General features: G+C 62.2%; 26 protein-coding genes. 13 read left to right on the top strand and 13 right to left on the bottom strand.

The annotated features are described in order from the left end of the window. Position 1: 1 nt before the first annotated feature. The 3 genes from tcyL to H621_RS0105110 all read right to left on the bottom strand — a co-directional run bounded on the left by tcyL (position 2) and on the right by H621_RS0105110 (position 2,562). Entirely contained in the window at positions 2-667 is a 666-nt protein-coding gene (gene tcyL, locus H621_RS0105120) for a cystine ABC transporter permease (protein ID WP_028942332.1), read from the bottom strand. Further along, positions 667-1,455 carry a cystine ABC transporter substrate-binding protein gene (tcyJ, locus tag H621_RS0105115; protein ID WP_028942331.1) on the bottom strand — a complete coding sequence of 263 codons (789 nt, stop codon included), beginning with the start codon at positions 1,453-1,455 and terminating at the stop codon, positions 667-669. Before tcyJ ends, tcyL begins: the two co-directional genes overlap by 1 nt. A gap of 108 nt (positions 1,456-1,563) precedes the next feature. Then, positions 1,564-2,562: a D-cysteine desulfhydrase gene (locus H621_RS0105110; RefSeq protein ID WP_028942330.1), complete on the bottom strand. Its 999-nt coding sequence runs from the start codon at positions 2,560-2,562 to the stop codon at positions 1,564-1,566. Between the two features lie 192 nt (positions 2,563-2,754). Here H621_RS0105110 and epsC point away from each other — a divergent pair, with 192 nt between their 5' ends. Next, positions 2,755-3,687, top strand: a complete 933-nt coding sequence (gene epsC / locus H621_RS0105105) for a serine O-acetyltransferase EpsC (RefSeq protein WP_028942329.1) — start codon at positions 2,755-2,757, stop codon at positions 3,685-3,687. Positions 3,688-3,899: 212 nt separating this feature from the next. Beyond that, complete coding sequence (gene betT / locus H621_RS0105100) at positions 3,900-5,861, top strand: choline transporter BetT (RefSeq protein WP_177431038.1); 1,962 nt, start codon at positions 3,900-3,902, stop codon at positions 5,859-5,861. A gap of 56 nt (positions 5,862-5,917) precedes the next feature. Here betT and tauD read toward each other — a convergent pair whose 3' ends face one another. The 4 genes from tauD to tauA are packed head-to-tail and all read right to left on the bottom strand — an operon-like array spanning position 5,918 to position 9,388. Further along, the gene (tauD, locus tag H621_RS0105095) at positions 5,918-6,751 is read right to left on the bottom strand and encodes a taurine dioxygenase (protein WP_028942327.1); all 834 of its coding nucleotides are present in this window, start codon (positions 6,749-6,751) and stop codon (positions 5,918-5,920) included. 19 nt (positions 6,752-6,770) lie between these two features. Beyond that, positions 6,771-7,607, bottom strand: coding sequence for a taurine ABC transporter permease TauC (gene tauC, locus H621_RS0105090; RefSeq protein ID WP_028942326.1), 837 nt, complete (start codon positions 7,605-7,607; stop codon positions 6,771-6,773). Beyond that, entirely contained in the window at positions 7,604-8,398 is a 795-nt protein-coding gene (gene tauB / locus H621_RS0105085) for a taurine ABC transporter ATP-binding subunit (RefSeq protein WP_028942325.1), read from the bottom strand. Before tauB ends, tauC begins: the two co-directional genes overlap by 4 nt. 12 nt (positions 8,399-8,410) lie before the next feature. Continuing rightward, a complete protein-coding gene (gene tauA, locus H621_RS0105080) occupies positions 8,411-9,388 on the bottom strand; it encodes a taurine ABC transporter substrate-binding protein (protein ID WP_028942324.1) in 978 nt (325 codons plus the stop codon). A gap of 448 nt (positions 9,389-9,836) precedes the next feature. Between tauA and H621_RS0105075 the strand changes: the two genes are divergently transcribed. From H621_RS0105075 to H621_RS0105040, 8 genes are all read left to right on the top strand, one after another. Next, positions 9,837-11,165 (top strand): OprD family porin, encoded by a 1,329-nt coding sequence (locus H621_RS0105075; protein WP_028942323.1) that lies wholly within the window; start codon positions 9,837-9,839, stop codon positions 11,163-11,165. Positions 11,166-11,324: 159 nt separating this feature from the next. After that, positions 11,325-11,963: a peroxiredoxin gene (locus tag H621_RS0105070; RefSeq protein WP_028942322.1), complete on the top strand. Its 639-nt coding sequence runs from the start codon at positions 11,325-11,327 to the stop codon at positions 11,961-11,963. A gap of 243 nt (positions 11,964-12,206) precedes the next feature. Next, the gene (gene ssuE / locus H621_RS0105065; protein WP_028942321.1) at positions 12,207-12,800 is read left to right on the top strand and encodes an NADPH-dependent FMN reductase; all 594 of its coding nucleotides are present in this window, start codon (positions 12,207-12,209) and stop codon (positions 12,798-12,800) included. 87 nt (positions 12,801-12,887) lie between these two features. Next, on the top strand, positions 12,888-13,853 hold the full coding sequence (locus tag H621_RS0105060; protein ID WP_028942320.1) for a sulfonate ABC transporter substrate-binding protein: 966 nt from the start codon (positions 12,888-12,890) through the stop codon (positions 13,851-13,853). A gap of 58 nt (positions 13,854-13,911) precedes the next feature. Further along, the gene (gene ssuD, locus H621_RS0105055) at positions 13,912-15,060 is read left to right on the top strand and encodes an FMNH2-dependent alkanesulfonate monooxygenase (protein ID WP_028942319.1); all 1,149 of its coding nucleotides are present in this window, start codon (positions 13,912-13,914) and stop codon (positions 15,058-15,060) included. A 10-nt stretch (positions 15,061-15,070) separates the two neighbouring features. Beyond that, complete coding sequence (gene ssuC / locus H621_RS0105050; RefSeq protein ID WP_028942318.1) at positions 15,071-15,865, top strand: aliphatic sulfonate ABC transporter permease SsuC; 795 nt, start codon at positions 15,071-15,073, stop codon at positions 15,863-15,865. Continuing rightward, entirely contained in the window at positions 15,862-16,674 is an 813-nt protein-coding gene (gene ssuB, locus H621_RS0105045) for an aliphatic sulfonates ABC transporter ATP-binding protein (protein ID WP_028942317.1), read from the top strand. The genes ssuC and ssuB overlap by 4 nt, the downstream gene beginning before the upstream one ends. Before the next feature lie 19 nt (positions 16,675-16,693). After that, on the top strand, positions 16,694-16,909 hold the full coding sequence (locus H621_RS0105040; protein ID WP_028942316.1) for a TOBE domain-containing protein: 216 nt from the start codon (positions 16,694-16,696) through the stop codon (positions 16,907-16,909). A 39-nt stretch (positions 16,910-16,948) separates the two neighbouring features. Here H621_RS0105040 and H621_RS0105035 read toward each other — a convergent pair whose 3' ends face one another. The 4 genes from H621_RS0105035 to H621_RS0105020 form a co-directional block, all read right to left on the bottom strand. Then, on the bottom strand, positions 16,949-17,605 hold the full coding sequence (locus H621_RS0105035; protein ID WP_028942315.1) for a TetR/AcrR family transcriptional regulator: 657 nt from the start codon (positions 17,603-17,605) through the stop codon (positions 16,949-16,951). A gap of 1 nt (position 17,606) precedes the next feature. Beyond that, the gene (gshA, locus tag H621_RS0105030; protein ID WP_028942314.1) at positions 17,607-19,193 is read right to left on the bottom strand and encodes a glutamate--cysteine ligase; all 1,587 of its coding nucleotides are present in this window, start codon (positions 19,191-19,193) and stop codon (positions 17,607-17,609) included. Between the two features lie 153 nt (positions 19,194-19,346). Then, entirely contained in the window at positions 19,347-19,730 is a 384-nt protein-coding gene (locus tag H621_RS0105025; RefSeq protein WP_028942313.1) for a PaaI family thioesterase, read from the bottom strand. Then, a complete protein-coding gene (locus H621_RS0105020) occupies positions 19,730-22,048 on the bottom strand; it encodes a Tex family protein (RefSeq protein WP_028942312.1) in 2,319 nt (772 codons plus the stop codon). The genes H621_RS0105025 and H621_RS0105020 overlap by 1 nt, the downstream gene beginning before the upstream one ends. Positions 22,049-22,289: 241 nt before the next feature. On the opposite strand from H621_RS0105020, the gene ompR reads away from it, so the two are divergent. Then, positions 22,290-23,030: an osmolarity response regulator transcription factor OmpR gene (ompR, locus tag H621_RS0105015; RefSeq protein WP_028942311.1), complete on the top strand. Its 741-nt coding sequence runs from the start codon at positions 22,290-22,292 to the stop codon at positions 23,028-23,030. 127 nt (positions 23,031-23,157) lie between these two features. Beyond that, positions 23,158-24,471: an ATP-binding protein gene (locus H621_RS0105010; RefSeq protein WP_028942310.1), complete on the top strand. Its 1,314-nt coding sequence runs from the start codon at positions 23,158-23,160 to the stop codon at positions 24,469-24,471. Here the strand turns inward: H621_RS0105010 and rimK are convergent. Then, positions 24,468-25,373 carry a 30S ribosomal protein S6--L-glutamate ligase gene (rimK, locus tag H621_RS0105005; RefSeq protein WP_028942309.1) on the bottom strand — a complete coding sequence of 302 codons (906 nt, stop codon included), beginning with the start codon at positions 25,371-25,373 and terminating at the stop codon, positions 24,468-24,470. The two genes, H621_RS0105010 and rimK, sit on opposite strands and share 4 nt — an antisense overlap. Continuing rightward, on the bottom strand, positions 25,370-25,852 hold the full coding sequence (gene rimB / locus H621_RS0105000) for a retropepsin-like aspartic endopeptidase RimB (protein ID WP_028942308.1): 483 nt from the start codon (positions 25,850-25,852) through the stop codon (positions 25,370-25,372). The genes rimK and rimB overlap by 4 nt, the downstream gene beginning before the upstream one ends. Before the next feature lie 141 nt (positions 25,853-25,993). On the opposite strand from rimB, the gene H621_RS0104995 reads away from it, so the two are divergent. Then, positions 25,994-26,392, top strand: coding sequence for an RNA-binding S4 domain-containing protein (locus H621_RS0104995; protein WP_028942307.1), 399 nt, complete (start codon positions 25,994-25,996; stop codon positions 26,390-26,392). The last annotated feature ends 58 nt before the right edge of the window (positions 26,393-26,450 follow it).

Raw genomic sequence — 26,450 nt, 5'->3', positions numbered from 1 at the left:
CTCAGGACTCCTGGTCGTGCCGGTTGACCCGCGCTTCCAGACGGTTCTGAAAGTGTGCGAGAACGCTGGCCAGCACCCAGTAGATCAGGGCGGCGGCAAGGTACATGGTGAAGATTTCAAAGGTACGGGCGGTGATCAGCTGCGCCTGGCGAAACAGTTCCGGCACCTGGATGGTGGCCGCCAGGGCAGTGTCCTTGACCAGCGAAATGAAGCTGTTGCCAAGCGGTGGCAAGGCGGTACGCGCCGCCTGGGGCAGGATCGCCCGGCGCATTGCCTGGCCACGGGTCATGCCGATACTGGCGGCGGCCTCCCACTGGCCGCGATCGATGGAGCCAATGGCAGCACGCAGGATTTCACAGGCGTAGGCGGCCATGTTCAGCGAGAAGCCGATCAGCGCTGCCGGCAACGGGTCCAGCTCAAGCCCCAGCTGCGGCAGGCCGTAGTAGATCATGAACAACTGCACCAGCAGCGGTGTGCCGCGAAAGAACGACACATAGACCCGCGCCGTCCAGCTCAGCAGCTTGAACGACGACAAGCGCATCAGCGCCAGGCCAAAACCCAGCAGCAGGCCGAAGAACATCCCGCCCAGGCTGAGGATTACCGTGTAGTAAGCGCCCTTGAGCAGAAAGGGCGCGCTGTCGAGAGCAAGCTGCAGGCTGTCTTCGATCATTTAGTCACGTCGGCGCCAAAGTACTTCTCGGAGAGCTTGGCCAGGGTGCCATCGGCGCGCAGCTTGTCCAGCGCCTTGTTGATAGCATCGAGCAATTCGGGCTCACCCTTGCGCAGGGCGATACCGGATTCCAGGCGCGAGAAGGCGTCACCTGCCACGGCGGTGTCCTGGGCTTTCTTCGCGTATTCCAGCGCGGCCAGGCGGTCGATGAGGATGGCGTCGATTCGGCCCACGCGCAGGTCCTGGAACTTGCTCGGGTCATCGTCATAGGTGCGCACCTCCGCCTTCGGTACCGCCGATTTCACCCACTGCTCGTAGTTGGTACCCAGGCCCACACCGACCTTCTTGCCGGCCAGGTCGGCGGCAGATTTGATCGTGCCTTCGTTCTTTTTCAGGGTCAGCGCCTGGATACCGGAAACGGTATAGGGCTCGGAGAAGTCGTACTTTTTCTTGCGCTCATCAGAGATGGTCACTTGGTTGACCACCACGTCCAGGCGCTTGGACTCAAGGGCGGCGAGGATGCCGTCCCATTTGGTCGGCTGCAGCTTGGCCTTGACCCCCAGCTCCTTGGCCAGGGCTTCGGAGAGCTCCACCTCGAAGCCGGCCAGCTTGCCGCTTTCATCGACGAAGCTGAAGGGTGGGTAGGTGCCTTCGAGGCCTACGCTGATCACCCCTTTGTCTTTGATGGTCTTCAATTGCTCGCCGGCAACGGCCTGGCCAAGCAGGCTGGCGCCCAGCAGCAGGGCAACACCTGCATTGAAAATCTGTTTACCGATTACTGTCATGACGAAGCCCCAATGTTGTTGTGTAGTGGGTGACGACAATAGGGTGAAGCGCTATAGGCTTAAAAATAATATAAATTTATTTTCTTATATCGTTTTCAGATAAGCCATTCAGCTGTTCCAGACCTCAGGGTAGGCGAATAATGCCGGAGCCCCACCGGTATGCAGGAAAATCAGCGGACCATCATCGAAACGCTGGCGAGCGATGCCATCGAGCAAGCCGGCCATGGCCTTGCCGGTGTACACCGGATCCAGCAGCAGGCCTTCGTGGCTTGCCAGCAGGCGTATGGCGGCCAGGGTGCCGGCATTCGGCTCGCCGTAGCGGGGGGCGAAATACTCGTCCCAGAGTTCAACGTGAAAGCTGCCGGGTACCTGCACACCGAGCAGTTCGGCCGTGCGTTCGGCCAGGCCCTGGACCTTGGGCCGCTGGTCTTCATCACTGCGCGATACGGTCACCCCAATCACCGGCAGTTGTGGCATGACCGATGCCAGGGCCAGGCCGAGGCCGCTATGGGTGCCGGCGCTGCCGGAGGCCAGGACCACGCCGGCAAATTGCTTGCCGGTGTGGTCGATCTGGGTCGCCAGTTCAAGGCCTGCACGCACATAACCCAGCGCACCGAGAGCGTTGGAGCCACCAATAGGCACCACGTAAGGTTTGCGACCGCTGGCGTGCAGCCGTATGGCAAGGGCCTGGAGTTGATCATCGGCATTGTCCAGGTTGTCGACCAACTCGACCTTGGCATCGAACAGGTCGAGCAGCAGGCGGTTGCCGTTTTGCTGGTAATTGAGCGAATCGGTGCCGATGGGGTTTTCCAGTAGCGCCACACAACCCAGGCCCAGGCGCGCAGCCAAGGCGGCCGTCTGGCGCACATGATTGGACTGGATTGCACCGGCGGTCACCAGGGTGTCGGCACCCTTGCTCAAGGCGTCGGCGGCCAGGTATTCGAGCTTGCGCAGCTTGTTGCCGCCGAGGGCGAGCGGCGTGCAATCGTCGCGCTTGACGTAGATTTCGCGGCCCAGCCAGGCCGAAAGGCGATCCAGCTTTTCCAGTGCGGTGGGTGCGCCTAGCAGGTCCAGACGATTGAAGCGTTCGAGCTGTCGTTCGATCATGGCAACACATCTGCGTGGGAAAATTCGACTATAGGCAGCGCCAAGCTCAGGGGCAACTCCAGGGCTTATGCCTGCGTTATCGCGATCTGGAATAAAGGGTTATTTTTTCCCGCCTGGTGATTTGCCGTAAAGTGACCGCCTATCAGGCGGCCTTCCCTTCCAATAACCGCCGCCGTGGCAGGAGACGTAACCGTGAGCGAAAACGCGCAAACAGGGCATTGGCAATTGCAGGGCATCGTCGCCGGCTTGCGTACTGCCCGGGACAAATGGCGCAGCAGCAATGGTCGTAGCAGTGGCGAACAGGGCGGCCGCGAGCTGCCTTCGCGTGAAGCCATGCGGCACATCCTCGAGCAACTGTGCGGGGCGCTGTTCCCGATGCGCCTGGGGCCCGTGGACTTGCGCGAGGAAAGTGAAGACTTCTATGTCGGGCACACCCTCGATTCGGCCCTGACTGCCTTGCTCGCCCAGGCCCGCCTCGAGCTTCGCTACGTGGCTCGCCACGGCAAGTGCAACATGGCGGATGTCGACGCCAAGGCCCTGAGCGTTATCCAGGGCTTTGCTGCGGCATTGCCGGGCCTGCGCAGCATCCTCGATACCGATGTACTGGCTGCCTTCCACGGCGACCCGGCGGCGCGCAGCGTCGATGAAGTGTTGCTGTGCTACCCGGGAATTCTTGCGGTCATCCATCACCGTCTGGCCCATCACCTGTACCGCGCTGGCCTGCCGTTGCTCGCGCGGATCAGTTCGGAGCTGGCGCATTCGGCCACCGGTATCGACATCCACCCGGGTGCGCAGATCGGTCAGAGTTTCTTCATCGACCACGGCACTGGCGTAGTGATCGGCGAGACGGCAATCATCGGTGAGCGTGTGCGCATCTACCAGGCCGTTACCCTGGGCGCCAAGCGCTTCCCGGCTGACGAAGACGGCCAGTTGCAAAAGGGGCACCCGCGCCACCCGATCGTAGAGGACGACGTGGTGATTTACGCCGGCGCCACTATTCTGGGACGTATCACCATCGGCAAGGGTTCGACCATCGGCGGCAACGTCTGGCTGACCCGCAGTGTGGCGCCGGGCAGCAACCTGACCCAGGCCAATCTGCAGCACGATGACGGGACCCAGAAGTAGCGCAAACCAGGCTTGGCTTGCGGCATCGGGTCGCATTGCGGACCCCATCCATGTTTAACTTGAACGCTTGTTCAAGTTAAAACGGTGGTCCGCTGCCGGCGTTCAACAGGAGGAAACCCTTTGCTGAACCCGTTCAATCCAAGCCTTTTCCCTCATTTCGAGGTGCGCGTTAGATGAGTGCACCGAGTTCCCTACCCAGCGGCAAGATCCGCATGAATCCGCCGGTTTTCTATTTCGCGGCGAGCTTTATCCTCATTTTCGGACTGGTGGTCATCAGCAACCCGCAAGCAGCGGGTGAGTGGTTGCTGGCGGCGCAGAACTGGGCGGCCAACACGGTCGGCTGGTATTACATGCTGGCAATGACGCTGTACCTGGTCTTCGTGGTGGTCACCGCCTTGTCCGGCTACGGCAAGATCAAGCTCGGTGCCGACCACGACGAGCCCGAGTTCAGCTACCTGTCCTGGGCCGGCATGCTGTTCGCCGCCGGTATCAGCATCACCTTGTTCTTCTTCTGTGTCTCCGAACCCCTGACCCATATGCTCCATCCGCCCCAGGGCGAGGCGGGCACTGCCGAGGCCGGGCGTCAGGCGATGCAGTTGTTGTTCCTGCACTGGGGCCTGCATGGCTGGGGCGTGTTTGCCTTCGTCGGCATGGCCCTGGCGTACTTTGCCTACCGTCACAACCTGCCTCTGGCCCTGCGTTCTGCGCTTTACCCGCTGATCGGGAAACGCATCAACGGGCCGATCGGTTATGCGGTGGATGGCTTCGGGATCATTGCCACGGTGTTCGGCCTGGGCGCCGACATGGGCTTTGGTGTGCTGCACCTGAACTCTGGCCTGGACTACCTCTTCGGCATCCCGCATACCCAATGGGTACAAGTGGCGCTGATTACCCTGATGATGGGTGCTGCGGTGGCGGTTGCCGTGGCGGGGGTCGAGAAGGGCGTGCGGGTGATGTCCGACATCAACATGTTCCTGGCCTGTGCGCTGTTGCTGTTCGTGCTGTTTGCCGGGCCCACGCAGCATCTGTTCAATACCCTGATCCAGAACCTGGGTGACTACCTGGGGGCGCTGCCGCGCAAGAGCTTTGATGTCTATGCCTACAACGAGGCCAGCGACTGGCTGGGCGGCTGGACCGTGTTCTACTGGGCCTGGTGGATTGCCTGGGCGCCGTTTGTAGGCCTGTTCATCGCGCGGATCTCCCGTGGCCGGACCATCCGTGAATTCGTCTTTGGCGTGCTGCTGATTCCGTTGGGCTTCACCCTGGCGTGGATGTCGATCTTCGGCAACAGCGCCATGTCCCAGGTGCTCGATCACGGCATGACCGCACTGGGACAGTCGGCGATCGACAACCCGTCAATGACCCTCTACCTGCTGCTGGAAACCTACCCCTGGAGCAAGGCGGTGATCGGCGTCACCGTGTTCATCAGTTTTGTGTTCTTCGTCACCTCCGCCGACTCCGGCACTGTGGTGCTGTCGACCCTGTCCGCCCGTGGCGGCAATGCCGATGAAGACGGCCCCAACTGGTTGCGGGTGTTCTGGGGCGCGATGACGGCGCTGGTGACCATCGGCCTGTTGTTCGCCGGCAGCATCGATTCGTTGAAGTCGGCGGTGGTACTGACCTCGCTGCCGTTCTCGGTGATCCTGCTGGCCATGATGTGGGGCCTGCACAAGGCGTTCTACCTGGAGTCGCAACGCCAGATTGCGCAGATGCATTCCCTGGCACCTTTCGCCAATTCGCGCCGCGGACGCGGTGGCTGGCGTCAGCGCTTGAGCCAGGCCGTGCATTTTCCGTCGCGCGATGAGGTGTACCGCTTCATGGACGACGTGGTGCGCCCGGCGATTGCCGAGGTAACCGAGGTGTTTGTCGAGAAAGGCCTGAACGTCATCACCCAGGAGGACCCGAGCCACGACAACGTCAGCCTCAAGATCGGCCACGGTGAAGAGCAGCCGTTCATTTACCAGGTGCAGATGCGCGGGTATTTCACCCCGTCATTCGCCTTGGGCGGGTTGGGTACCCAGGAGTTGAAGAACCGTCGTTACTATCGTGCTGAAGTTCACCTGAGCGAAGGCAGCCAGGACTATGACCTGGTTGGCTACAGCAAGGAGCAGATCATCAACGACATCCTTGATCAGTACGAGCGGCATATGCAGTTTTTGCATTTGGTTCGTTAGCAAGCCATCGCGGGGCAAGCCCGCTCCTGCTGGAGCAGGCTTGCCCCGCGATCGCGTCAGAACGGCGCATCCCCAAGAATTGTCGCCCGGTGCATCACCCGCCGCTGCGGCCGATAGTCATCCACCGCGAAATGCTGCGTCACGCGGTTGTCCCAGAACGCCACGTCGCTCTCCTGCCAGCGCCAGCGGATGGTGAACTCCGGGCGGGTGGCGTGGGCGAACAGCAGCTTGAGAATCGCCTCGCTTTCCGTCTCGCTGAGCTCATTGATCCGCGTGGTGAAGCCTTCATTGACGAACAGCGACTTGCGGCCGCTGACCGGGTGGGTGCGAACTACCGGGTGCGACAGCGGTGGGTTATTGCGCCGCGTCGCCTTCCAGCGCGCCAGGTCTTCGGGTGTATTGCCGAAGCGTTCAAGCGGAAAGGACTTGGTGAAGTCGTGCGTTGCCGTCAACCCGTCGAGCAATTGTTGCAGCGGCGCCGACAAGGCCTCGAACGCTGCGATGCCACTGGCCCACAAAGTGTCGCCACCGTAAGCCGGCAGTTGCTTGGCACTGAGCACGGCACCCAGTGCCGGGGTTGGCAGGAAGGTCACGTCGGTGTGCCACACGGCGTTGTCGCGCACGTCAGTAACCGCTGTGTCGAGCACCAGCACCTGCGGGGTTTCCGGCACGTTGGGGTAGATCGGATGAATGTGCAGGTCGCCAAAGCGCGCGGCAAATTCAGCTTGCTGGCGTGGGTTGATCGGCTGGTCGCGAAAGAACAGCACCTGATGAGTGAGCAGGGCGTGTTCGATGGCGTCACGTGTTTCGTGGCTGATCGGGTGGCTCAGGTCGATACCGCTGATCTGGGCGCCGAGGGCAGGGCTGAGCGGGGTAATGGTCAGGCTCATGTCGGTTCTCGATACGTCTTCAATGACTCTGGCCATGCCAGGGCACCAGTTTGCGTTGCAGGGCACGCAGGCTCATTTCCAGGGCAAAGGCGATCAGCGCGATCACCAGGATGCCGAGCACCACCACATCGGTCACCAGGAACTGCGCGGCCGACTGGACCATGAAACCCAGGCCGCTGGTGGCGGCGATCAACTCGGCGGCGACCAGGGTCGACCAGCCCACGCCCAGACCGATGCGCACACCGGTGAGGATGTCGGGCAAGGCGCTGGGCAGGATCACATGGCGAATCAGTTGGGCCCGCGTGGCGCCCAGCGACTGTGCTGCCCGTAGCTTGCTCGGGTCGACGGTGCGTACACCGGTGGCGGTGGCAATGGCGATGGGGGCAAAGATCGCGAGGTAGATCAGCAGCACTTTCGACAGCTCGCCGATACCGCACCAGATTACGATCAAGGGCAGGTAGGCCAGGGGTGGAATCGGGCGGTAGAACTCGATCAGCGGGTCGAGGATGCCGCGGGCAATACGGTTGTGGCCGATGGCGATGCCAATCGGGATCGCGGTGACTATTGCCGCGCCCAAGGCCAGTCCGATGCGCCCCAGGCTCGCGCCCAGATGTTGCCAGAGCGTGGACTCCATGTAGCCCTGGGTCAGCAGCAACCAGGCCTTGGCCAGCACCGCACCAGGAGATGGCAGGAACAGCGGCTCGATCCATTCGGCTGCAGTCACCGCCCACCACACCAGTAGCAGGGTGGCCAGGGTCAGACCGCTGATCAAGCGAGTGCTCAAAGGGCGACGTAGCGGGGTGGGCGCGTGCGCTGGGGCGCTGTGTTTGGCTGCGACCACATTCAGGCTGCTCATGCGATCTCCTGGCGCACGGTGGCGCTGCGTTGGGAAAACACCCGGGCCAGGACATGCTCGCGGGTTTCGATAAAGCGTGGATCGGACTTGATTGCCCGCGCCGATTCGCCGGCGGCGTACCGCTGGCCGAAATCCAGATGCAGACGTTCGACGATTTGCCCGGGATCGGGCGCCAGTAGAATCAGGTCGGTGGCGAGAAACACGGCTTCTTCAATGTCGTGGGTAATCAGGAACACCGGCTTGGCCGTGCGTTGCCAGACCTGCAACAGCAGCTCTTGCATCTGTTCACGGGTAAAGGCATCCAGTGCGCCGAACGGCTCGTCCATCAACAGCACCCGTGGGTCGGCAGCCAGGGCGCGAGCCAGGCCTACGCGTTGCTTCTGCCCACCGGAAAGCTGCCAGACCCGCCGCTTGCCGAAGTCGCTCAGGTCGACCAGTGCCAGCATCTCCCGGGCCTTGCGTTCACGCTCGGCGCGCGGCACCCCGGCCAGCTCCAGGCCGAAGGCGACGTTGGCCAGCACGTCCTGCCACGGCAGCAGGGCGTCGTCCTGGAAGACCACGCCCCGTTCGGCACTGGGGCCTTGCACCGGCACACCGTCCAGGGTGATACGGCCGGCGCTGGGCGCGACGAACCCTGCGATCAAATTGAGCAGCGACGTCTTGCCGCTGCCGGAGGGACCCAGGGCCACCAGCAATTGCCCCGGGCCCAGGCTCAGGGTGATGTCGGTCAGCACCGGTACGGCTGCGCCGGGGTACTGTGCGCTGATGCGCTCCAGCTCAAGCAATGCCATGACAAGCTCCGATCAATGGGGGATGAACTGGGCGCTGACATAGGGCGAGTAATCCGGCAGCACGGCTTCAACCTTGCCCTGCGCCTTGAGGAAGGTCGCGGTGTCGGTAATCGCCTGGGTTGTCGGTGCGCCCAGTGCGGCGACCTGGTCGGCGGCCAGCGGGAACACGTTGCCCTGCAGCAGGCCCGGGATGTCGGCGGGCTTGGCGCCGGACAGCTTGACCAGCTTGTCGACGTTGCTCGAGTTGGCCAGCCAGGCTTGCGGGTCCTTGCGGTAGTCGGCGTAGGCATCAAGGGTCACGGTGGCGAAGGCCTTGACGATGTCAGGGTGCTTGGCCGCGAAGTCCTTGCGCACGATCCAGGCGTCAAAGGTCGGTGCCCCTTTCTTGGCCAGCTCGCCGGAAGTGATCAACACCTTGCCGGTCTCCTTGGCCACACCCAGGGCGGGGTCCCATACATAGGTGGCATCAATGTCGCCGCGCTTCCAGGCGGCGATGATCGCCGGTGGCGCCAGGTTGAGGATCTGCACCTTGGCCGGGTCGATGTCCCACTGCTTGAGTGCGGCCAGCAGGCTGTAATGGCCGGTCGACACGAACGGTACGGCGATCTTCTTGCCGATCAGGTCCTGAGGCGAGTTGATGTTGGCGCCGTCACGAGCTACCAGGGCTTCGGCAGCGCCGATCTGCGTGGCGATCAGGAACGTTTCCACCGGCAGCTTGCGGGTGGCAGCGGCAGCCAGCGGGCTGGAGCCGAGATAACCGATCTGCACGTCGCCGGAAGCCACGGCGGTGATCACATCAGCGCCGCTGTCGAATTTGCGCCAGTCGATGCTGGCCTTGCTGGCTTTTTCGTAGTCGCCGTTGACCTGGGCGACCTTGGCCGGATCAACGGTCGTCTGGTAGGCCACGGTCAGATCGGCCGCCTGGGCCAACCAGCTGGCGCCAGCCAGGGTCAGGGCGGCAAACAGGCGCAGTGGGGCGTGCGGGGTCATGGTGAACTCCTTCTCAGGCGGTGGAGGTGCGAGAGAAGAAAGGCTAAATGATCTAAGAAAGCTAAAATAAATAACTTTTTAGCATTAGCTTAGGAAGCATTTGATTTAAGGTTGTTGGGGGCCGAAGGAAGGTGCCCAGGAGATTAGATCTAAAAAATTAGAGCTTATAACCTTAAGGAATTAAACGGGACGTCGATACAGCTGGCTGAGAAAAATTCGGAACATATTCCAGATTAGTCTGAAAAATTCTGAAATAAGGCTTTTTGGATTTATAGGATTGTTATTATCCTTGACCCCAAGGGCTGGCGTATTAGACCAAAGTAGCGAAATGAATAGTTACGATTGACTTGACGGTCACGCTTTGGTGCTAATCGCCAATCGACAACGAGCAGGGCTTCAGATCCTGCCGTAAGCGAACCACAAGAATTAGAAACGAGAGGAGCAAAACATGTACAAGTCGACCTTGGCAATTGCCGTGGCCGTAGGGGTTCTGGCCCAGCAGGCAGGTGCCGCCGGTTTCGTTGAAGACAGCAAGCTGTCGCTCAGCTCCCGCACCATGTACTTCAACAACGACAACCGTGATGGTGGCGCTGACAACCGTGAATCGGGTCAGGGTTTCAAAGTCGACTACATCTCGGGTTTCACCGAGGGTACCGTTGGTTTTGGTGTTGATGCACAAGCCCTGTGGGGTATTCACCTGGACGGCGGCCGTGGCCACCACCCAGACAACAGCAGTTTCTTCCCAAGCGACTCCGATGGTTCGGCCGAGAGCCAGTGGGCCCGTTTCGGTGCCAACGCCAAAGCGCGCTTCTCCAAGACTGAAGCTCACTTCGGGAGCGCCCTGGCGCCAAACCTGCCGATCCTGGTATCCAACGACGGTCGTCTGCTGCCACAAACCTTTGAAGGCGGCACCATCCAGTCCAAGGAAATCGACAGCCTGACCCTCAACGCCGGTCAGCTGACCCACGCCATGGGCCGTGCTTCGAGCAACCGTACCGGCCTGTCGGTTGCCGGTGCTACCCAGGACAGCAACAAGTTCCAGTTCGCCGGTGGCGACTGGAAAGTCACCAAAGACCTGACCCTGCAGTACTACTACTCGAACCTGGAAGACTTCTACAAGCAGCACTTCCTGGGCCTGGTACACGTCCTGCCGATTGCTGAAGACCAGTCGTTCAAGACCGACATCCGCTACTTCGACAGCAGCAGCGATGGCAAGAACGGTGAAACCGGCTACGCCTTCAACAACAACGGTGGCTATGCCAAGAACACCGGCGAGGTCGACAACAAGACCTGGAGCGCCATGTTCACCTACTCCCTGGGTGGTCATGCTTTCCTGTTGGGTCACCAGCAGATCGGTGATGACGGTGGTTTCGTCTGGCTGAACCAGGGCAACGTGGTTGACGGCAATGGCCGCAACGAAGGTGCCGGCGGTTCGAGCTTCTACCTGTTCACCGACAGCATGATCAACCAGTTTGCCCGTGCCGGTGAAAACACCACCTTCGGTCAGTACTCCTACGACTTCGCCCGCCTGGGTGTTCCTGGTCTGAAGACCTCGATCTCCTACCTGCGTGGTGATGACATCCGTAGCCGTACCGGTGGCAGCGACTACAGCGAGTGGGAACGCGACGCGCGTATCGACTACGTGATCCAGGAAGGTACCCTCAAGGGCCTGGGCGCCAGCCTGCGTCACGGTGTGTACCGCGGCGGCAGCAGCGAAGCCAGCGCCGACCAGGATCAGACCCGCCTGATCTTCAACTACACTTACAGCTTCATGTAAGTCCGGTTGAAACGAGAAGCCTCGCCTTAGTGCGAGGCTTTTTTTTGTCTGCGCATTTATAGATTTTAAAGTTATAAATAAATCGATATTTATTCTTTTTAATTTCTACTGCTTGCAGGCACAGTGAACCCATAACGAACCCAGCCAAGGAGCCGCACCATGAGCCTCAGACTCGGCGATATCGCCCCCGACTTCGAACAGGAATCCAGCGCCGGCAAGATCCGTTTCCATGAGTGGCTGGGCAATAGCTGGGGCGTGCTGTTTTCGCATCCGGCCGACTTCACTCCGGTATGCACCACCGAGCTGGGCTTTACCGCCAAGCTCAAGGACCAGTTTGCCGAGCGCGGCGTCAAGGCCATTGCCCTGTCGGTGGACCCGGTGGACTCCCACCACCGCTGGATCGACGACATCAACGAAACCCAGAACACCGTGGTCAACTTCCCGATCCTGGCCGATGCCGACCGCAAGGTTTCGGACCTCTACGACCTGATCCACCCCAACGCCAGTGACACGCTGACGGTACGCTCCCTGTTTGTGATCGACCCGAACAAGAAGATCCGCCTGACCATCACTTACCCGGCCAGCACGGGGCGCAACTTCCACGAAATCCTCAGGGTGATCGACTCGCTGCAGCTTACCGACAACCACAAGGTGGCAACGCCAGCCAACTGGCAGGACGGTGATGAGGTGGTGATCGTGCCGTCGCTCAAGGACGAAGACGAAATCAAGCAACGCTTTCCGAAGGGCTACCGGGCGGTCAAGCCGTACTTGCGCTTGACCCCGCAGCCTAACCGCTGAATCCAATAGCAGGGATCTTTGGGCCGTTTCGACGGCCCTTTTTTATGGTTGATCGCGGGGCAAGCCCGCTCCCACCAGGCCGGTGGTAGCGGGTTTGCCCCGCGATGCTTTAATAGTTCCAAAACGAATAAACAAATGAAAAAATATGATTTATAGATATATGTGTCCGGCTGTTAAGGTCACTCCACTCCAGCGAGAACTTCACCTCGCGGCCCTCTAGAACACGATCAAGGAAGCGCTCCAATGCTGGTTGTTTCTCTCGGTGGTAGTCCCAGTCTGCGTTCACGCTCCGGTGTGCTGCTTGAGCGCAGCCGCCAGTGGCTGCAAGAGCAGGGTGTTGAAGTGGTGACTTTCCAAGTACGGGATTTTCCGGCCGAGGACCTGCTGCATGCCCGCTTCGACAGCCCCAAAGTGCAGCACTTCCTGCAACTGGTCGAACAGGCGGACGGCCTGATCGTCGCCACGCCGGTGTACAAGGCGTCCTTTGCGGGTGCCCTTAAAACACTGCTCGACCTGCTGCCTGAACGCGCACTGCGCCACAAGGTGGTATTGCCAATCGCCACGGGCGGCAGCATCGCCCACATGCTGGCGGTGGATTACGCCCTCAAGCCCGTTCTGTCGGCACTCAAGGCCGAAGAAACCCTGCAAGGGATCTTCGCCGACGACAGCCAGATCGCCTACGGCGAAGGCAGCGCAGCCGCGCAGTTGGCCCCGGCCCTGGAGCAGCGCCTGAACGAATCGCTGGACCTGTTTCACAGTGCCCTGGCGCGCCGGCCAAAACCGGTCGCCCCAGGGGTGCTGAACGAACGTCTGCTCAGTGCTCGCTGGAGCATCTGAGCCCTACTCAACCTGTCATTCCCACCTTACTCGCCCGCCAACGGGCAAGCAGGTGCAGCCTGAACCCAACAGCAAAAGGAGAGCGCTATGCGCACTGTCATTTTGCGTCGTGGTCTGGTCGCTCTGTTTGCTGCGGCTGTGTCCTTCGGCGCCATCACTCACGCTCAAGCTGAAAGCCTGCGTATCGGTTATCAGAAGTACGGCACGCTGGTGCTGCTCAAGGCCAAGGGCTCGCTGGAAAAGCGTCTGGCCGCCCAGGGCGTACAGGTTCAATGGACTGAGTTCCCCGGCGGCCCGCAGCTGCTTGAAGGCCTGAACGTAGGCTCCATCGACTTCGGCGTTACCGGTGAAACCCCGCCCGTGTTTGCCCAGGCCGCCGGTGCCGACCTGCTGTACGTGGCCTATGAGCCGCCGGCACCGCACAGCGAAGCGATCCTGGTGCCCAAGGGGTCGTCGATCCAGTCGGTGAAGGAGCTCAAAGGCAAGAAGGTCGCGCTGAACAAGGGTTCCAACGTTCACTACCTGTTGGTACGCGCCCTTGAAGATGCCGGCCTCAAATACACCGACATCCAGCCGGTGTTCCTGCCGCCCGCCGATGCCCGCGCCGCCTTCGAGCGTGGCAGTGTCGATGCCTGGGTGATTTGGGATCCGTACCAGGCCGCCGCAGAACAGCAACTGCAGGCACGCACCCTGCGTGACGGCAAAGGCATTGTCGACAACCACCAGTTCTACCTCGCCACCAAGCCCTACGCCCAGAAGCACCCTGAGGTGATCAATGCTCTGGTGGAGGAAGTGCGCGCCGTGGGCGAGTGGTCCAAGGCCAATCCGCAAGAGGTCACCGACCAGGTGGCGCCGCTGCTCGGCCTGCCTGCCGACATCACCCTCACCTCGGTCAAGCGCCAGGGCTACGGTGCTCACTTCCTGACCCCGGACGTGGTCATTGCCCAACAGAAAATCGCCGACACCTTCCACTCGCTCAAGCTGATTCCCAAGCCATTGAGCATCAAGGATGTGATCTGGACTCCCCCGGCCAAGGTTGCCACCGCGCCTTGACGATTCGCCCGTGCCGGGGCGCCGCCCCGGTTTGCGTTCCCCTTAGGAGACAACTCCAATGAGCCTCAATATTTTCTGGTTTCTTCCCACCCACGGCGACGGTCACTACCTGGGCACCGCCGAAGGCGCCCGTGCGGTCGATCACGGCTACCTGCAGCAGATCGCCCAGGCTGCCGACCGCCTGGGCTTTGGCGGGGTGCTGATTCCCACCGGGCGCTCCTGCGAGGACTCCTGGCTGGTTGCTGCGTCGCTGATTCCGGTGACCCAGCGCCTGAAGTTCCTGGTGGCTCTGCGCCCGGGCATCATCTCACCCACGGTGGCTGCGCGTCAGGCGGCGACCCTGGACCGGCTCTCGGGTGGTCGTGCGTTGTTCAACCTGGTCACCGGCGGCGACCCGGAAGAACTCTCTGGCGATGGCCTGTTCCTCAGCCACGAAGAGCGCTACCAGGCTTCGGTGGAATTCACCCGCATCTGGCGGCGCGTACTGGAAGGCGAAACCGTCGACTACGACGGCCAGCATATCCAGGTCAAAGGCGCCAAGTTGCTTTACCCGCCCATTCAGCAGCCACGTCCGCCGTTGTACTTCGGCGGTTCCTCCGAGGCTGCGCAGGACCTGGCAGCCGAGCAGGTCGAGTTGTACCTGACCTGGGGCGAACCACCGGCCGCCGTGGCCGAGAAAATCGAGCAAGTGCGTGCCAAGGCCGCCAAGCAGGGCCGCACGGTGCGGTTCGGGATTCGTCTGCATGTGATCGTGCGCGAAACCAATGCCGAAGCCTGGCAGGCCGCCGAGCGCCTGATCTCGCACTTGGACGACGACACCATTGCCCGCGCCCAGGCCTCGCTGGCGCGCTTCGATTCGGTGGGCCAGCAACGCATGGCCGCGCTGCACGGCGGCAACCGCGACAACCTGGAAGTCAGCCCCAACCTCTGGGCCGGTGTCGGCCTGGTGCGTGGCGGTGCCGGTACCGCGCTGGTGGGTGACGGGCCGACCGTGGCGGAGCGGGTCAAGGAGTACGCGGCACTGGGCATCGATACGTTCATCTTCTCCGGTTATCCACACCTCGAAGAGTCGTACCGGGTTGCCGAGCTGCTGTTCCCGCACCTGGATGTGGAGCGCCCGGAGTTGCCGAAAACCGGTGGCTACGTGAGCCCCTTCGGCGAGATGGTGGCCAACGACATCCTGCCCAAATCCACAGCACAGCGCTGAGGGGCGGGCCATGAGTCGAGTCTCCACTCCCTGGCCACAGCGCCTGGCGCCCTGGGCGCTGCCGCTGCTGCTGTTGGCGATCTGGCAACTGTCCGTCAGTGCTGGCTGGCTGTCGACGCGCATCCTGCCGGCACCGAGCGCGGTACTCAGCGCCGGGGTCGAGCTGGTGCGCAGCGGCGAGATCTGGACGCATTTGGCAATCAGTGGCTGGCGTGCCGCCGTCGGGTTCTTGATCGGCGGTGCCATCGGCCTGGCACTGGGCTTTATCACCGGGCTGTCGAAGTGGGGTGAACGCCTGCTCGACAGCTCGGTGCAGATGATCCGCAACGTGCCGCACCTGGCGCTGATTCCGCTGGTGATCCTGTGGTTCGGGATCGATGAGTCGGCGAAGATTTTCCTGGTCGCTCTGGGTACCTTGTTCCCGATCTACCTGAACACCTACCACGGCATCCGCAACGTCGATCCGGCACTGGTGGAAATGGCACGCAGCTATGGTCTGTCGGGGTTCGAGCTGTTTCGCCAGGTGATTCTGCCCGGCGCCTTGCCGTCGATCCTGGTGGGGGTGCGCTTCGCCCTGGGCTTTATGTGGTTGACTCTGATCGTTGCCGAAACCATTTCGGCCAACGCCGGCATCGGCTACCTGGCCATGAACGCCCGCGAGTTCCTGCAGACCGACGTCGTGGTCCTGGCCATCGTCCTGTATGCCGTGCTGGGCAAGCTTGCCGACCTGGCGGCCCGAGGCCTCGAGCGGGTCTGGCTGCGCTGGCACCCGGCGTATCAACCGACCCGGGGAGAGGGCGCATGACCATCCTCAAGGAACCACCTCAACACCTGCTGCGCGGTATCCCGCTGGCGGCGAACAACCTGCAGAAAACCTTCGGCCAGCGGCAGGTGCTGTGCGATATCGACCTGCACATTCCGGCCGGGCAATTCGTGGCGATCGTTGGCCGCAGCGGCTGCGGCAAAAGCACGTTGCTGCGATTGCTGGCCGGGCTTGACCAGCCTTCCGGGGGCGAGTTGCTGGCAGGCACCGCCCCCCTGAGCGAGGCTCGCGAAGACACCCGGCTGATGTTCCAGGAGGCGCGCTTGTTGCCCTGGAAGAAGGTGATCGACAACGTCGGCCTGGGGTTGTCAGGCAACTGGCGGTCCCAGGCGCTGGAGGCCCTGGAAGCGGTCGGCCTGGCCGAGCGCGCCAACGAATGGCCGGCAGCGCTCTCGGGCGGGCAGAAGCAGCGTGTGGCCCTGGCCCGGGCCTTGATCCACAAACCTCGGCTGTTGCTGCTCGACGAGCCGTTGGGAGCGCTGGATGCGTTGACCCGCATCGAGATGCAGCAACTGATCGAACGGCTCTGGCGCCAGTACGGCTTTACCGTGCTGTTGGTAACCCATGATGTCAGCGAAGCGGTGGCGGTTGCTGACCGGGTGATTCTGATTGAAGACGGGGAGGTCGGACTGGACCTGACGGTCGACCTGCCACGACCACGGGCGCGCGGCTCACACCGCCTGGCGGCCCTGGAAACCGAAGTTCTCAACCGGGTTCTGGCGATCCCGGGCACACCGCCCGAACCTGAACCTGTAGCCCCCTTGCCGACGCAATTGCGTTGGGCCCTCTGACCTGTAAGGAATCCAGCAGATGACTATCAAAGCAATCAACGTACGTAACCAGTTCAAAGGCACCGTGAAGGAAATCCTGGAAGGGCCGGTGCTGTCGGAAATCGATGTGCAGACAGCCTCGGGCATCGTCACTTCGGTGATCACCACCCGTTCGGTACGCGAGCTGGAGCTGGCGATTGGCAGCGAGGTGATTGCCTTTGTGAAGTCGACCGAGGTGTCGATTGCCAAGTTGTGACGCGATCGCGGGGCAAGTCGAGACGTCGCACCGCCGCTCCTACAGGTCCTGTGGGAGCGGGCTTGCCCCGCGATGCTTCGGCAAGAACGGCGGCAGGTACAAACCCAGGTAGGCATCAAACACGCGCATGCCTTCCTCAGCCATGCGCGGCGTGATCTGCCCATGCAACTGCACCGAACGGGCATACACCCGATCCCCCAGCTCCATGGCCAGGGCAAACACGTCGACGTCTTCCGGCAGCGCTGGGAGCTGGAAATGCTGGGCGAACAGCTTGTGCATCAAGTCACCCAGTTCGAGGTCGTGCTGGCGGTCGGCCTGGGTCACTTCGCTCAGGCCATGCTGGGCGAGGATCAACTGGCGTGCAGCGGCATCCTGGTTGTAGATGCTCAGCATGCGCTGCTCGATCAGGCGCGAAAGGTCGTGCCAGGTGTTCAGTGCAGCGCCATCGATCGGCGCCTGCAGGCAGGCGCGAAAGGCGCCATGCACGTCGGCGGTCAGGGCTTCGAGCAGGGCCGGGACGCTGGCGAAGAAGTGATACACCGACGACGGCGGGATCTGCGCCCGCTCGGCCACACTGTAGATCGACAGGCTGGCCACGCCCTCGCTGGCCAGCAGCGTGCGTGCGGCTTCGAGGATCGAGTCGATCCGCGCCTGACTGCGGGCGCGGGGTTTGCGTGGGGTAACAGTGCGCGTCATGTCAGTTGCTGATCGCCAGGATGCTGGCTTGGTAAGCGCTGACGAACAGGTCGAAGTCGGCCTTGTCCTCTTCGCGCTCAAGCTTGGCCTGGGCCTCGAGGGAGCCGCGCGCCGCGGCTTCAAAGCGCTGCTGCTCTTGCGCTGGCAACGCCTGGGCGCGGAAGAATTCGGCGTGGGCCTGGCTCTGGCGCAAGGCGAAGCGGCTGAAGCTTTCCTTGTGCTCGGTCATGCTCGCCAGCACTTGGGCCGACGGTGTCAGGGACGGGTCGCTGACCTTGGCTTTTTGCAACTGCAGGGCCTTGGCATGTTCCTCGCCACCCTGGCTGCGGTCGAGCAGTTCGGACAGCGGTGCAATGCGCTCGAGCAACTCGTCGGCCCATTGCTTGAGCTCGACCGGCTCGCCGTGGCGTTGCAGTTGCAGGCCAGGGCGGCGGCCTTCCTTGACCACGCTGAGGAAGTTGCCGGTGCAGTTGCCGCACTCCAGGTGGCCCAGCAGCGGGCTTTCTTCCAGGGCGCAGAACAGCAGGAAGGCGTCGAGGAAGCGCGCCTCGGGCAGGTCGATACCGGTCGGCAGGAACGGGTTGATGTCCAGGCAACGCACTTCGACGTACTGGATGCCACGGGCCACCAGTGCCTGGATCGGTCGTTCACCGCTGTAGGTCACGCGCTTGGGACGAATGTTGGAGTAGTACTCGTTCTCGATCTGCAGGATGTTGGTGTTGAGCTGAACCCACTCGCCATCCTTGTGCGTGCCGATCTCGACATAAGGTGCGTATGGGGTTGCCACGGCCCTGCGCAGGCTGTCGGTGTAGCTGTTCAAGTCGTTGTAGCAGGGCGTGAGGCCGGCCTGGGCGTTGCTCTGGTAGCCCAGGTCGCTCATGCGCAGGCTGGTGGCGTAGGGCAGGTACAGGGTGTCGGCGTCGAACTGCTCGAGCTGGTGCGCCCGGCCACGCAGGAAGCCTGCATCCAAGGCTGGCGAGGCACCGAACAGGTACATCAGCAGCCAGCTGTAGCGGCGGAAATTGCGGATCAGTGCGATGTAGGCCGCCGACTGGAAGTCGCGGTCATCAAGCTGGTTGTCTTCGGCGCCACGCAGTAGCGGCCAGAGTTGTTCCGGCAACGAGAAGTTGTAGTGGATACCGGCGATGCACTGCATGGTGCGACCGTAACGCAGGGCCAGGCCCTTGCGGTAGACGTACTTGAGCTGGCCGATGTTGGAGGTGCCGTACCAGGCGATCGGAATGTCTTCCTCGGCCGGCAGCGGGCAGGGCATCGACGGACTCCACAGGTACTCGGTGCCCAGCTGGGTGTAGGCGAAGCGGTGGATGTTCTCCAGGCTTTCGAGCGTTTGCGCAGGGTCGGCCAGGGCAGGGGTGATGAACTCCAGCAGCGACTCCGAATAGTCCGTGGTGATCTGCTCGTGGGTCAGCGCCGCCCCGAGCGTCTCGGGATGCGGGGTCTGGGCCAGGCGACCGTCCTCGGTCACACGCAGGCATTCGCGCTCGATGCCGTGCAGGCACTGCTTGAGCAGGGAAAGGTTGTCGCCTTGGCCGAGCAGGCTCAGGCGGCGGTTGAGAAGTTCGCTCAAGATGGATTCCTTCACACGTCAGTCGCCGCAATATGGGGGTAGAGTTGACGGTCTACAAGGGTGGACAGAGGAACTGGCGTTGTCGCCTGGTATTGGCTGGCTTCCGGCAGCGCCTGCGCTCTGCCGAAAGTATCGCAGTTTGGCTGTTTGCGGCTAGAGGACGACGAATGTCCCTTGCGCTTTTGCCACCAGCTTGTCGCCCTGAAGTACATCGGCGTCGACCACCAGGGTGCGACGCCCGGCATGCAGCACCCGGGCGATGCACAGCACTTCGCCGTCGCCGACGGAGCGCAGGTAGTTGATCTTGCATTCCAGGGTGACGCTCTGCTGATCGAAGCCGTGGGCGCTTGAACAGGCCAGGCCCATGGCTGTATCGACCAGGCTGAAGATCGCCCCGCCATGCAACTTGCCGCCTCGGTTGCGCAGGTGCGGCTCCAGCGCCAGGGTCATTTGCGCAACGCCTGGTTCCAGGCGTTGCAGGTGGCAGCCGAGCAGTTGGCTGAAGGCGCTGAGGGTGACCTCTTGCGGCAGTTCCATCATTTCTTCTTCAACTGCTTGGCGTTGGCAAACAGCGCCGCCATGGCGTTGTTGGCCGGTACCGGGGTTTCCTTGGCGCGGGCCGGGGCGCTCTGCTGGCGCGGTGCCGAACCTGGACGGCTGCCACGGGCGCCATCGACTTTCTCGCCCGGGGTGTCGCTCATGCGCATCGACAAACCGACGCGCTTGCGCGGGATGTCGATTTCCATGACCTTGACCTTGACCACGTCGCCAGCCTTGACCGCCTCACGCGGGTCCTTGATGAACTTCTCCGACAGCGCCGAGATGTGGACCAGGCCATCCTGGTGTACACCAATGTCGACGAAGGCGCCGAAGTTGGTGACGTTGGTGACCACGCCTTCGAGGATCATCCCCAGTTGCAGGTCCTTGAGGTCTTCGACGCCTTCCTGGAACTCGGCGGTCTTGAACTCGGGGCGAGGGTCGCGTCCGGGCTTGTCCAGTTCCTGGAGGATGTCGGTGACGGTCGGCAGGCCGAAGATTTCGTCGGTGAATTTCTTTGGGTCCAGGCGCTTGAGGAAACCGCTGTCGCCAATCAGCGAGCGGATGTCGCGGTCGGTTTCGGCGGCAATGCGTTGCACCAGCGGGTAGGCCTCAGGGTGTACAGCCGAGGCATCCAGCGGGTTGTCGCCGTTCATCACGCGCAGGAAGCCTGCGGCCTGCTCGAAGGTTTTTTCGCCCAGGCGGCTGACTTTCTTCAGCGCTGCGCGGGTCTTGAAGGCGCCGTTGGCATCACGATGGGCGACGATGTTCTGTGCCAGGGTGCTGTTGAGGCCGGAGATGCGGGCCAGCAGCGCGACCGAGGCGGTGTTGACATCAACGCCGACGGCGTTCACGCAGTCCTCGACCACGGCATCCAGGCCGCGGGCCAGCTTGAGCTGGGAGACATCATGCTGGTACTGGCCGACGCCGATGGACTTCGGGTCGATCTTCACCAGCTCTGCCAGCGGGTCCTGCAGGCGACGGGCGATGGACACCGCACCACGGATCGATACGTCCAGGTCCGGGAACTCACGGGCCGCCAGTTCCGAGGCCGAATACACCGATGCACCGGCTTCGGAGACCATGATCTTGGTCATCTTCAGGGCCGGGTATTTCTTGATCAGCTCGGCTGCCAGCTTGTCGGTTTCGCGGCTGGCGGTACCGTTGCCGATGGCGATCAGCTCCACCGAGTGCTTGGCGCACAGGGCGGCGAGCACGGCGATGGTCTGGTCCCACTGGTTTTTCGGTACGTGCGGGTACACGGTGGCAGTGTCGAGCAGCTTGCCGGTGGCATCCACGACCGCGACCTTGCAGCCGGTCCGCAGGCCCGGATCAAGGCCCAGGGTGGCGCGTGGGCCGGCCGGGGCAGCCAGCAGCAGGTCGTGCAGATTGTGGGCGAAGACGTTGATTGCCTCGCCTTCGGCGTTATCGCGCAGCTCGCCGAACAGGTCGGTTTCCAGGTGGCTGTAGAGTTTGACCTTCCAGGTCCAGCGCACCACTTCGGCCAGCCATTTGTCGGCAGGACGGTTCTGGTTCTGCAGGCCGAAACGCTCGGCGATCATCATCTCGCATGGGTGCAGGGTGCCTGGCAGCTCTTCGCCGACTTTCAGCGAAGCGGCCAGCACGCCTTCGTTGCGGCCACGGAAAATCGCCAGGGCGCGGTGCGACGGTACGCTCTTGAGCAGTTCGTCATGCTCGAAGTAGTCGCGGAACTTGGCGCCTTCTTCCTCTTTGCCGGCGACCAGGCGGGCGCTGAGTACCGCTTCCTGCTTGAGGAAGCTGCGCAGCTTGTCGAGCAGGCTGGCGTCTTCGGCGAAACGTTCCATGAGGATGTACTTGGCACCTTCGAGGGCCGCCTTGACGTCGGCCACGCCTTTGTCGGCATCGACGAAGCGGGCGGCTTCGACTTCAGGGCTCAGTTGCGGGTCGTTCAACAGTCCGTCGGCCAGCTCGCCCAGGCCGGCTTCCAGGGCAATCTGGCCCTTGGTGCGACGCTTTTGCTTGTAGGGCAGGTAGAGGTCTTCGAGGCGGGTCTTGGTGTCGGCCAGCTTGATTTCGCGGGCCAGTTCCGGGGTCAGCTTGCCTTGCTCTTCGATGCTGGCCAGGATGCTGGCGCGGCGATCGTCCAGTTCGCGCAGGTAACGCAGGCGTTCTTCCAGATGGCGCAGTTGGGTGTCGTCCAGGCTGCCAGTCACTTCTTTACGGTAACGGGCGATAAAAGGCACTGTCGAGCCTTCATCAAGCAGGGCCACGGCCGCTTCGACCTGTTGCGGGCGGACACCGAGTTCCTCGGCGATGCGGCTGTTGATGCTGTCCATAAAACCACCTGACATATTGTGAATACAAAGGCCGCGGGCGGGCGCCTGAAGGCGCTGAAAGTCAATGCGGCGCAGTCCGAAAGCGGCGCATTATACCCAGTGCGTCGGGGTTGCGGTGATGGCAGGGAGCCAGATGCAGGCCGGGCAAAACTGGCACAAGGGGAAAAATCTGCTAACAATGCACACGGCACGGCCAATGGCGGCTAAGCCATAATGCGTGCCGAGATTAAAGGAGCTACCCATGAGCAGCACTGCACAAACCGCTGAAGGCGAAAAAATCCTCATCGTCGACGACGACCCGGGCTTGAGCAGCCTGCTGGAGCGTTTCTTCACCAGCAAGGGCTACCGCGCTCGTGCAGTACCCAACACCGAACAGATGGACCGCCTGCTGGCCCGCGAGGTCTTCAACCTGGTGGTGCTCGACCTTATGTTGCCAGGCGAAGATGGCCTGACTGCCTGTCGCCGCTTGCGCGCCGCGAACAACCAGATCCCGATCATCATGCTTACCGCCAAGGGCGACGAACTGAGCCGCATCAAGGGCCTGGAGCTGGGCGCCGACGACTACCTGGCCAAACCGTTCAACCCCGACGAGCTGATGGCACGGGTCAAGGCCGTATTGCGCCGCCAGGCACCGACCGTGCCGGGGGCACCGGGCAGCGAAGACGAAACCGTTACCTTTGGCGACTACGAGCTGTCGCTGGCCACTCGCGAACTCAAGCGTGGCGAAGAAGTACACATGCTCACCACGGGTGAGTTCGCCGTGCTCAAGGCACTGGTGATGCATGCCCGCGAGCCGCTGACCCGCGACAAGCTGATGAACCTGGCCCGTGGTCGCGAATGGGACGCGCTCGAACGCTCCATCGACGTACAGATTTCCCGTCTGCGCCGCATGATCGAGCCCGATCCGTCGAAGCCGCGCTATATTCAGACGGTATGGGGTGTCGGTTACGTCTTTGTGCCGGATGGTAATGCCAGCAAGTGATGTTTCGTTTGTAGGCATCAGTCATGACGAACAGGGTAGTCCTTTGGGTTGCCCTGTTTTTGTGTGTGCTGAAGCCTGCAAAGCCTGCGAGCCCTGCTCGTTTCCGCAAAGTGTGTAGCTGCTGTCGATGAAAACGCCCCTCTGGTTCCCGCAAAGCTTCTTCGCCCGCACCCTCTGGCTGGTGCTTATCGTCGTGCTGTTTTCCAAGGCCCTGACCCTGGTCTACCTGCTGATGAACGAGGATGTGCTGGTCGATCGACAGTACAGCCACGGCGTTGCCTTGACCTTGCGCGCCTATTGGGCGGCCGACGAGTCTGACCGGGACAAGATCGCCGAAGCGGCCGGCTTGATCCGGGTGGTCGGCTCTGGCGTGCCCGAGGGTGAGCAGCACTGGCCGTACAGCGAGATCTATCAGCGCCAGATGCAGGCCGAATTGGGTGCCGACACTGAAGTGCGCCTGCGCATCCATGCGCCACCGGCGCTGTGGGTCAGGGCGCCAAGCCTGGGCGATGGCTGGCTGAAGGTTCCGTTGTACCCCCACCCGCTGCGCGGCCAGAAGATCTGGAGCGTGCTGGGCTGGTTCCTGGCCATTGGTTTGTTGTCCACGGCTTCGGCCTGGATCTTCGTGCGCCAGCTCAACCAGCCTCTCAAGCGCCTGGTGTTCGCTGCCCGGCAACTGGGGCAGGGGCGGAGTGTCAGGTTGCCGATCAGTGACACCCCGAGTGAGATGACCGAGGTTTACCGCGCCTTCAACCAGATGGCTGAAGATGTCGAGCAAGCCGGACGCGAACGGGAGCTGATGCTGGCGGGGGTTTCCCATGACCTGCGCACACCGCTGACCCGTCTGCGCCTGTCGTTGTCGCTGCTGGCCAACGAGAGCGACCTGACCGACGACATGGTGCGCGATATCGAAGACATGGACGCCATCCTCGATCAGTTCCTCGCCTTCATCCGCGACGGACGAGACGAACCGGTGGAGCAGGTCGACCTGAGTGACCTGGTGCGCGAGGTGGTAGCACCGTTCAATCAACCTGAAGAACGGGTACGGCTGTGCCTTGAGCCGATTCCACCCTTTCCGCTGCGTCGGGTGTCACTCAAGCGCCTGCTGAACAACCTGATCGGCAACGCGTTGTATCACGCTGGCAAGGGGGTCGAGGTGGCAGCCTACGTGTCGGGCGACAGCAGTGCGCCCTACGTGGTGCTGAGTGTGCTGGACAGGGGGGCGGGCATCGACCCGAACGAGCTGGAAGGCATCTTCAACCCGTTCATTCGCGGTGACCGTGCTCGCAGCGGCAAGGGCACGGGGCTGGGGTTGGCGATCGTCAAGCGCATTGCCGCCCAGCATGGCGGCAATGTCGAATTGCGCAATCGTTCCGGTGGCGGCCTTGAAGCCCGGGTGCGCTTGCCACTGGGCCTGCTGCTGCCGCGCGACGCGGTCTAGCCTTTGCCCTTTGTGCGGGTCAGGTTTGGCCCGCCGTTCTTTTCCAGGTGTTCGATGATCATCCCGGCAACGTCCTTGTTGGTAGTGACCTCGATGCCTTCAAGGCCAGGCGAAGAGTTCACCTCCATCACCAAGGGGCCGTGATTGGAGCGCAGGATATCCACCCCCGCCACGCTCAAACCCATGACCTTCGCTGCGCGAATGGCGGTCATGCGCTCTTCCGGGGTGATCTTGATCAGGCTGGCGCTGCCGCCGCGATGCAGGTTGGAGCGGAACTCGCCGGGCTTGGCCTGGCGCTTCATCGAGGCAATGACCTTGTCGCCGACCACAAAGCAGCGAATATCGGCGCCACCGGCTTCCTTGATGTATTCCTGGACCATGATGTTCTGCTTCAGGCCCATGAACGCCTCGATCACCGATTCGGCGGCCTTGGTGGTTTCGCACAGCACCACACCGATGCCCTGTGTGCCTTCGAGCACCTTGATCACCAGGGGCGCGCCATTGACCATCTGGATCAGGTCGGGGATGTCGTCTGGCGAGTGGGCGAAGCCTGTCACCGGCAGGCCGATGCCGCGACGCGAAAGCAGCTGCAGCGAGCGCAACTTGTCGCGCGAGCGGGCGATGGCCACCGACTCGTTCAGCGGGAATACACCCATCATTTCGAACTGGCGCAGTACGGCGCAGCCATAGAACGTCACCGACGCACCAATACGCGGGATCACCGCGTCGAACCCTTCCAGCGGCTTGCCGCGGTAGTGGATCTGCGGCTTGTGGCTGGCGATGTTCATGTAGGCGCGCAGGGTATCGATCACAACCATCTCATGGCCTCGTTCGGTACCGGCTTCTACCAGGCGACGAGTGGAATACAGACGCGGGTTTCGCGACAGCACGGCGATCTTCATGCAACACCTGTGGAGGGGGAAATAGTGGCCGGGAATGCCGGCTTGTCCTGAACGTATTTGAGGCCCGGATTGACCACCAGCTGGCCATGGATCAGGGCTTTGGAACCCAGCAGCAAGCGGTAGCGCATGGCCTTGCGGCAGGCCAGGGTGAACTCGACCTCCCAGACCCGGTCACCCAGCGCCAGGGCCGTGCGGATCACGTAGCGGATCTGGGCATGGCCGTTGGAGCTCTTGATGGTTTTCATGGTTACCAGTGGTGCTTCGCAGCGACGGTGACGCAACTGCACGACCGAGCCCAGGTGAGCGTTGAAGCGCACCCATCGCTCGCCATTGCGCTCGAAGGGTTCGACTTCGGTGGCGTGCAGGCTCGAGGTACTGGCCCCAGTGTCGATCTTGGCGCGCAGGCCTGCCACACCGAGGTCGGGCAAGGCTACCCACTCGCGCAGGCCAATCACAGTCAAATGATCAAATGTCTTCAAAATGTTCAACCAGCGTAGGAAATCGTCAGGCCGGAACCGGCGTGTGCGACAGTTCGGTGAACTGTAAGCACGTGCCGGTTTTTTTGCATCCGCCAGTTACGGTAGTACAGTTCCGTTAAGGAAAATCAATGGAGAAATGTCATGGCACAAAAGCCGGAAGAGGACGACAAGATCCGTCTGGACAAGTGGTTATGGGCAGCGCGTTTCTACAAGACCCGCGCGCTGGCCAAGACGGCCATCGAGAGTGGCAAGGTGCACTGTCGCGGGGAGCGTTGCAAGCCAGGCAAGGAGCCGCGCGTGGGCGACGAGTTCGTACTGCGTACCGGCTTCGATGAGCGCACGGTGGTGGTCAGGGCGTTGTCCATCGTCCGCCGGGGGGCGCCCGAGGCCCAGGCACTCTACGAAGAGACCCCGCAGAGTATCGCCAAGCGTGAAGAGGCTGCCGCGCAGCGCAAGGCCGGGGCCCTGGGGGTGAGTACCGACGGCCGTCCGACCAAGAAGCAGCGACGCCAGTTTCACCAGTTTCACGACAGCCAGTAATGGCACCATTCGTCGCGCGCCGGCAACCGGGGTAGGGCAAACGGTGTCCTTGCTTGGA

This window comes from Pseudomonas vranovensis DSM 16006 (assembly GCF_000425805.1).
GTDB lineage: Bacteria > Pseudomonadota > Gammaproteobacteria > Pseudomonadales > Pseudomonadaceae > Aquipseudomonas > Aquipseudomonas vranovensis.
This window is presented reverse-complemented; position numbering and strand designations above follow the sequence as displayed.

What these genes read in the sequence shown, in the direction of transcription:
- tcyJ (WP_028942331.1), bottom strand. Translation starts at nt 1,455, where the DNA reads ATGACAGTAATCGGTAAACAGATTTTCAATGCAGGTGTTGCCCTGCTG.
- H621_RS0105110 (WP_028942330.1), bottom strand. Translation starts at nt 2,562, where the DNA reads ATGATCGAACGACAGCTCGAACGCTTCAATCGTCTGGACCTGCTAGGC.
- betT (WP_177431038.1), top strand. Translation starts at nt 3,900, where the DNA reads ATGAATCCGCCGGTTTTCTATTTCGCGGCGAGCTTTATCCTCATTTTC.
- tauD (WP_028942327.1), bottom strand. Translation starts at nt 6,751, where the DNA reads ATGAGCCTGACCATTACCCCGCTCAGCCCTGCCCTCGGCGCCCAGATC.
- tauC (WP_028942326.1), bottom strand. Translation starts at nt 7,607, where the DNA reads ATGAGCAGCCTGAATGTGGTCGCAGCCAAACACAGCGCCCCAGCGCAC.
- tauB (WP_028942325.1), bottom strand. Translation starts at nt 8,398, where the DNA reads ATGGCATTGCTTGAGCTGGAGCGCATCAGCGCACAGTACCCCGGCGCA.
- tauA (WP_028942324.1), bottom strand. Translation starts at nt 9,388, where the DNA reads ATGACCCCGCACGCCCCACTGCGCCTGTTTGCCGCCCTGACCCTGGCT.
- H621_RS0105075 (WP_028942323.1), top strand. Translation starts at nt 9,837, where the DNA reads ATGTACAAGTCGACCTTGGCAATTGCCGTGGCCGTAGGGGTTCTGGCC.
- H621_RS0105070 (WP_028942322.1), top strand. Translation starts at nt 11,325, where the DNA reads ATGAGCCTCAGACTCGGCGATATCGCCCCCGACTTCGAACAGGAATCC.
- ssuE (WP_028942321.1), top strand. Translation starts at nt 12,207, where the DNA reads ATGCTGGTTGTTTCTCTCGGTGGTAGTCCCAGTCTGCGTTCACGCTCC.
- H621_RS0105060 (WP_028942320.1), top strand. Translation starts at nt 12,888, where the DNA reads ATGCGCACTGTCATTTTGCGTCGTGGTCTGGTCGCTCTGTTTGCTGCG.
- ssuD (WP_028942319.1), top strand. Translation starts at nt 13,912, where the DNA reads ATGAGCCTCAATATTTTCTGGTTTCTTCCCACCCACGGCGACGGTCAC.
- ssuC (WP_028942318.1), top strand. Translation starts at nt 15,071, where the DNA reads ATGAGTCGAGTCTCCACTCCCTGGCCACAGCGCCTGGCGCCCTGGGCG.
- ssuB (WP_028942317.1), top strand. Translation starts at nt 15,862, where the DNA reads ATGACCATCCTCAAGGAACCACCTCAACACCTGCTGCGCGGTATCCCG.
- H621_RS0105040 (WP_028942316.1), top strand. Translation starts at nt 16,694, where the DNA reads ATGACTATCAAAGCAATCAACGTACGTAACCAGTTCAAAGGCACCGTG.
- H621_RS0105035 (WP_028942315.1), bottom strand. Translation starts at nt 17,605, where the DNA reads ATGACGCGCACTGTTACCCCACGCAAACCCCGCGCCCGCAGTCAGGCG.
- H621_RS0105025 (WP_028942313.1), bottom strand. Translation starts at nt 19,730, where the DNA reads ATGGAACTGCCGCAAGAGGTCACCCTCAGCGCCTTCAGCCAACTGCTC.
- H621_RS0105020 (WP_028942312.1), bottom strand. Translation starts at nt 22,048, where the DNA reads ATGGACAGCATCAACAGCCGCATCGCCGAGGAACTCGGTGTCCGCCCG.
- ompR (WP_028942311.1), top strand. Translation starts at nt 22,290, where the DNA reads ATGAGCAGCACTGCACAAACCGCTGAAGGCGAAAAAATCCTCATCGTC.
- H621_RS0105010 (WP_028942310.1), top strand. Translation starts at nt 23,158, where the DNA reads ATGAAAACGCCCCTCTGGTTCCCGCAAAGCTTCTTCGCCCGCACCCTC.
- rimK (WP_028942309.1), bottom strand. Translation starts at nt 25,373, where the DNA reads ATGAAGATCGCCGTGCTGTCGCGAAACCCGCGTCTGTATTCCACTCGT.
- H621_RS0104995 (WP_028942307.1), top strand. Translation starts at nt 25,994, where the DNA reads ATGGCACAAAAGCCGGAAGAGGACGACAAGATCCGTCTGGACAAGTGG.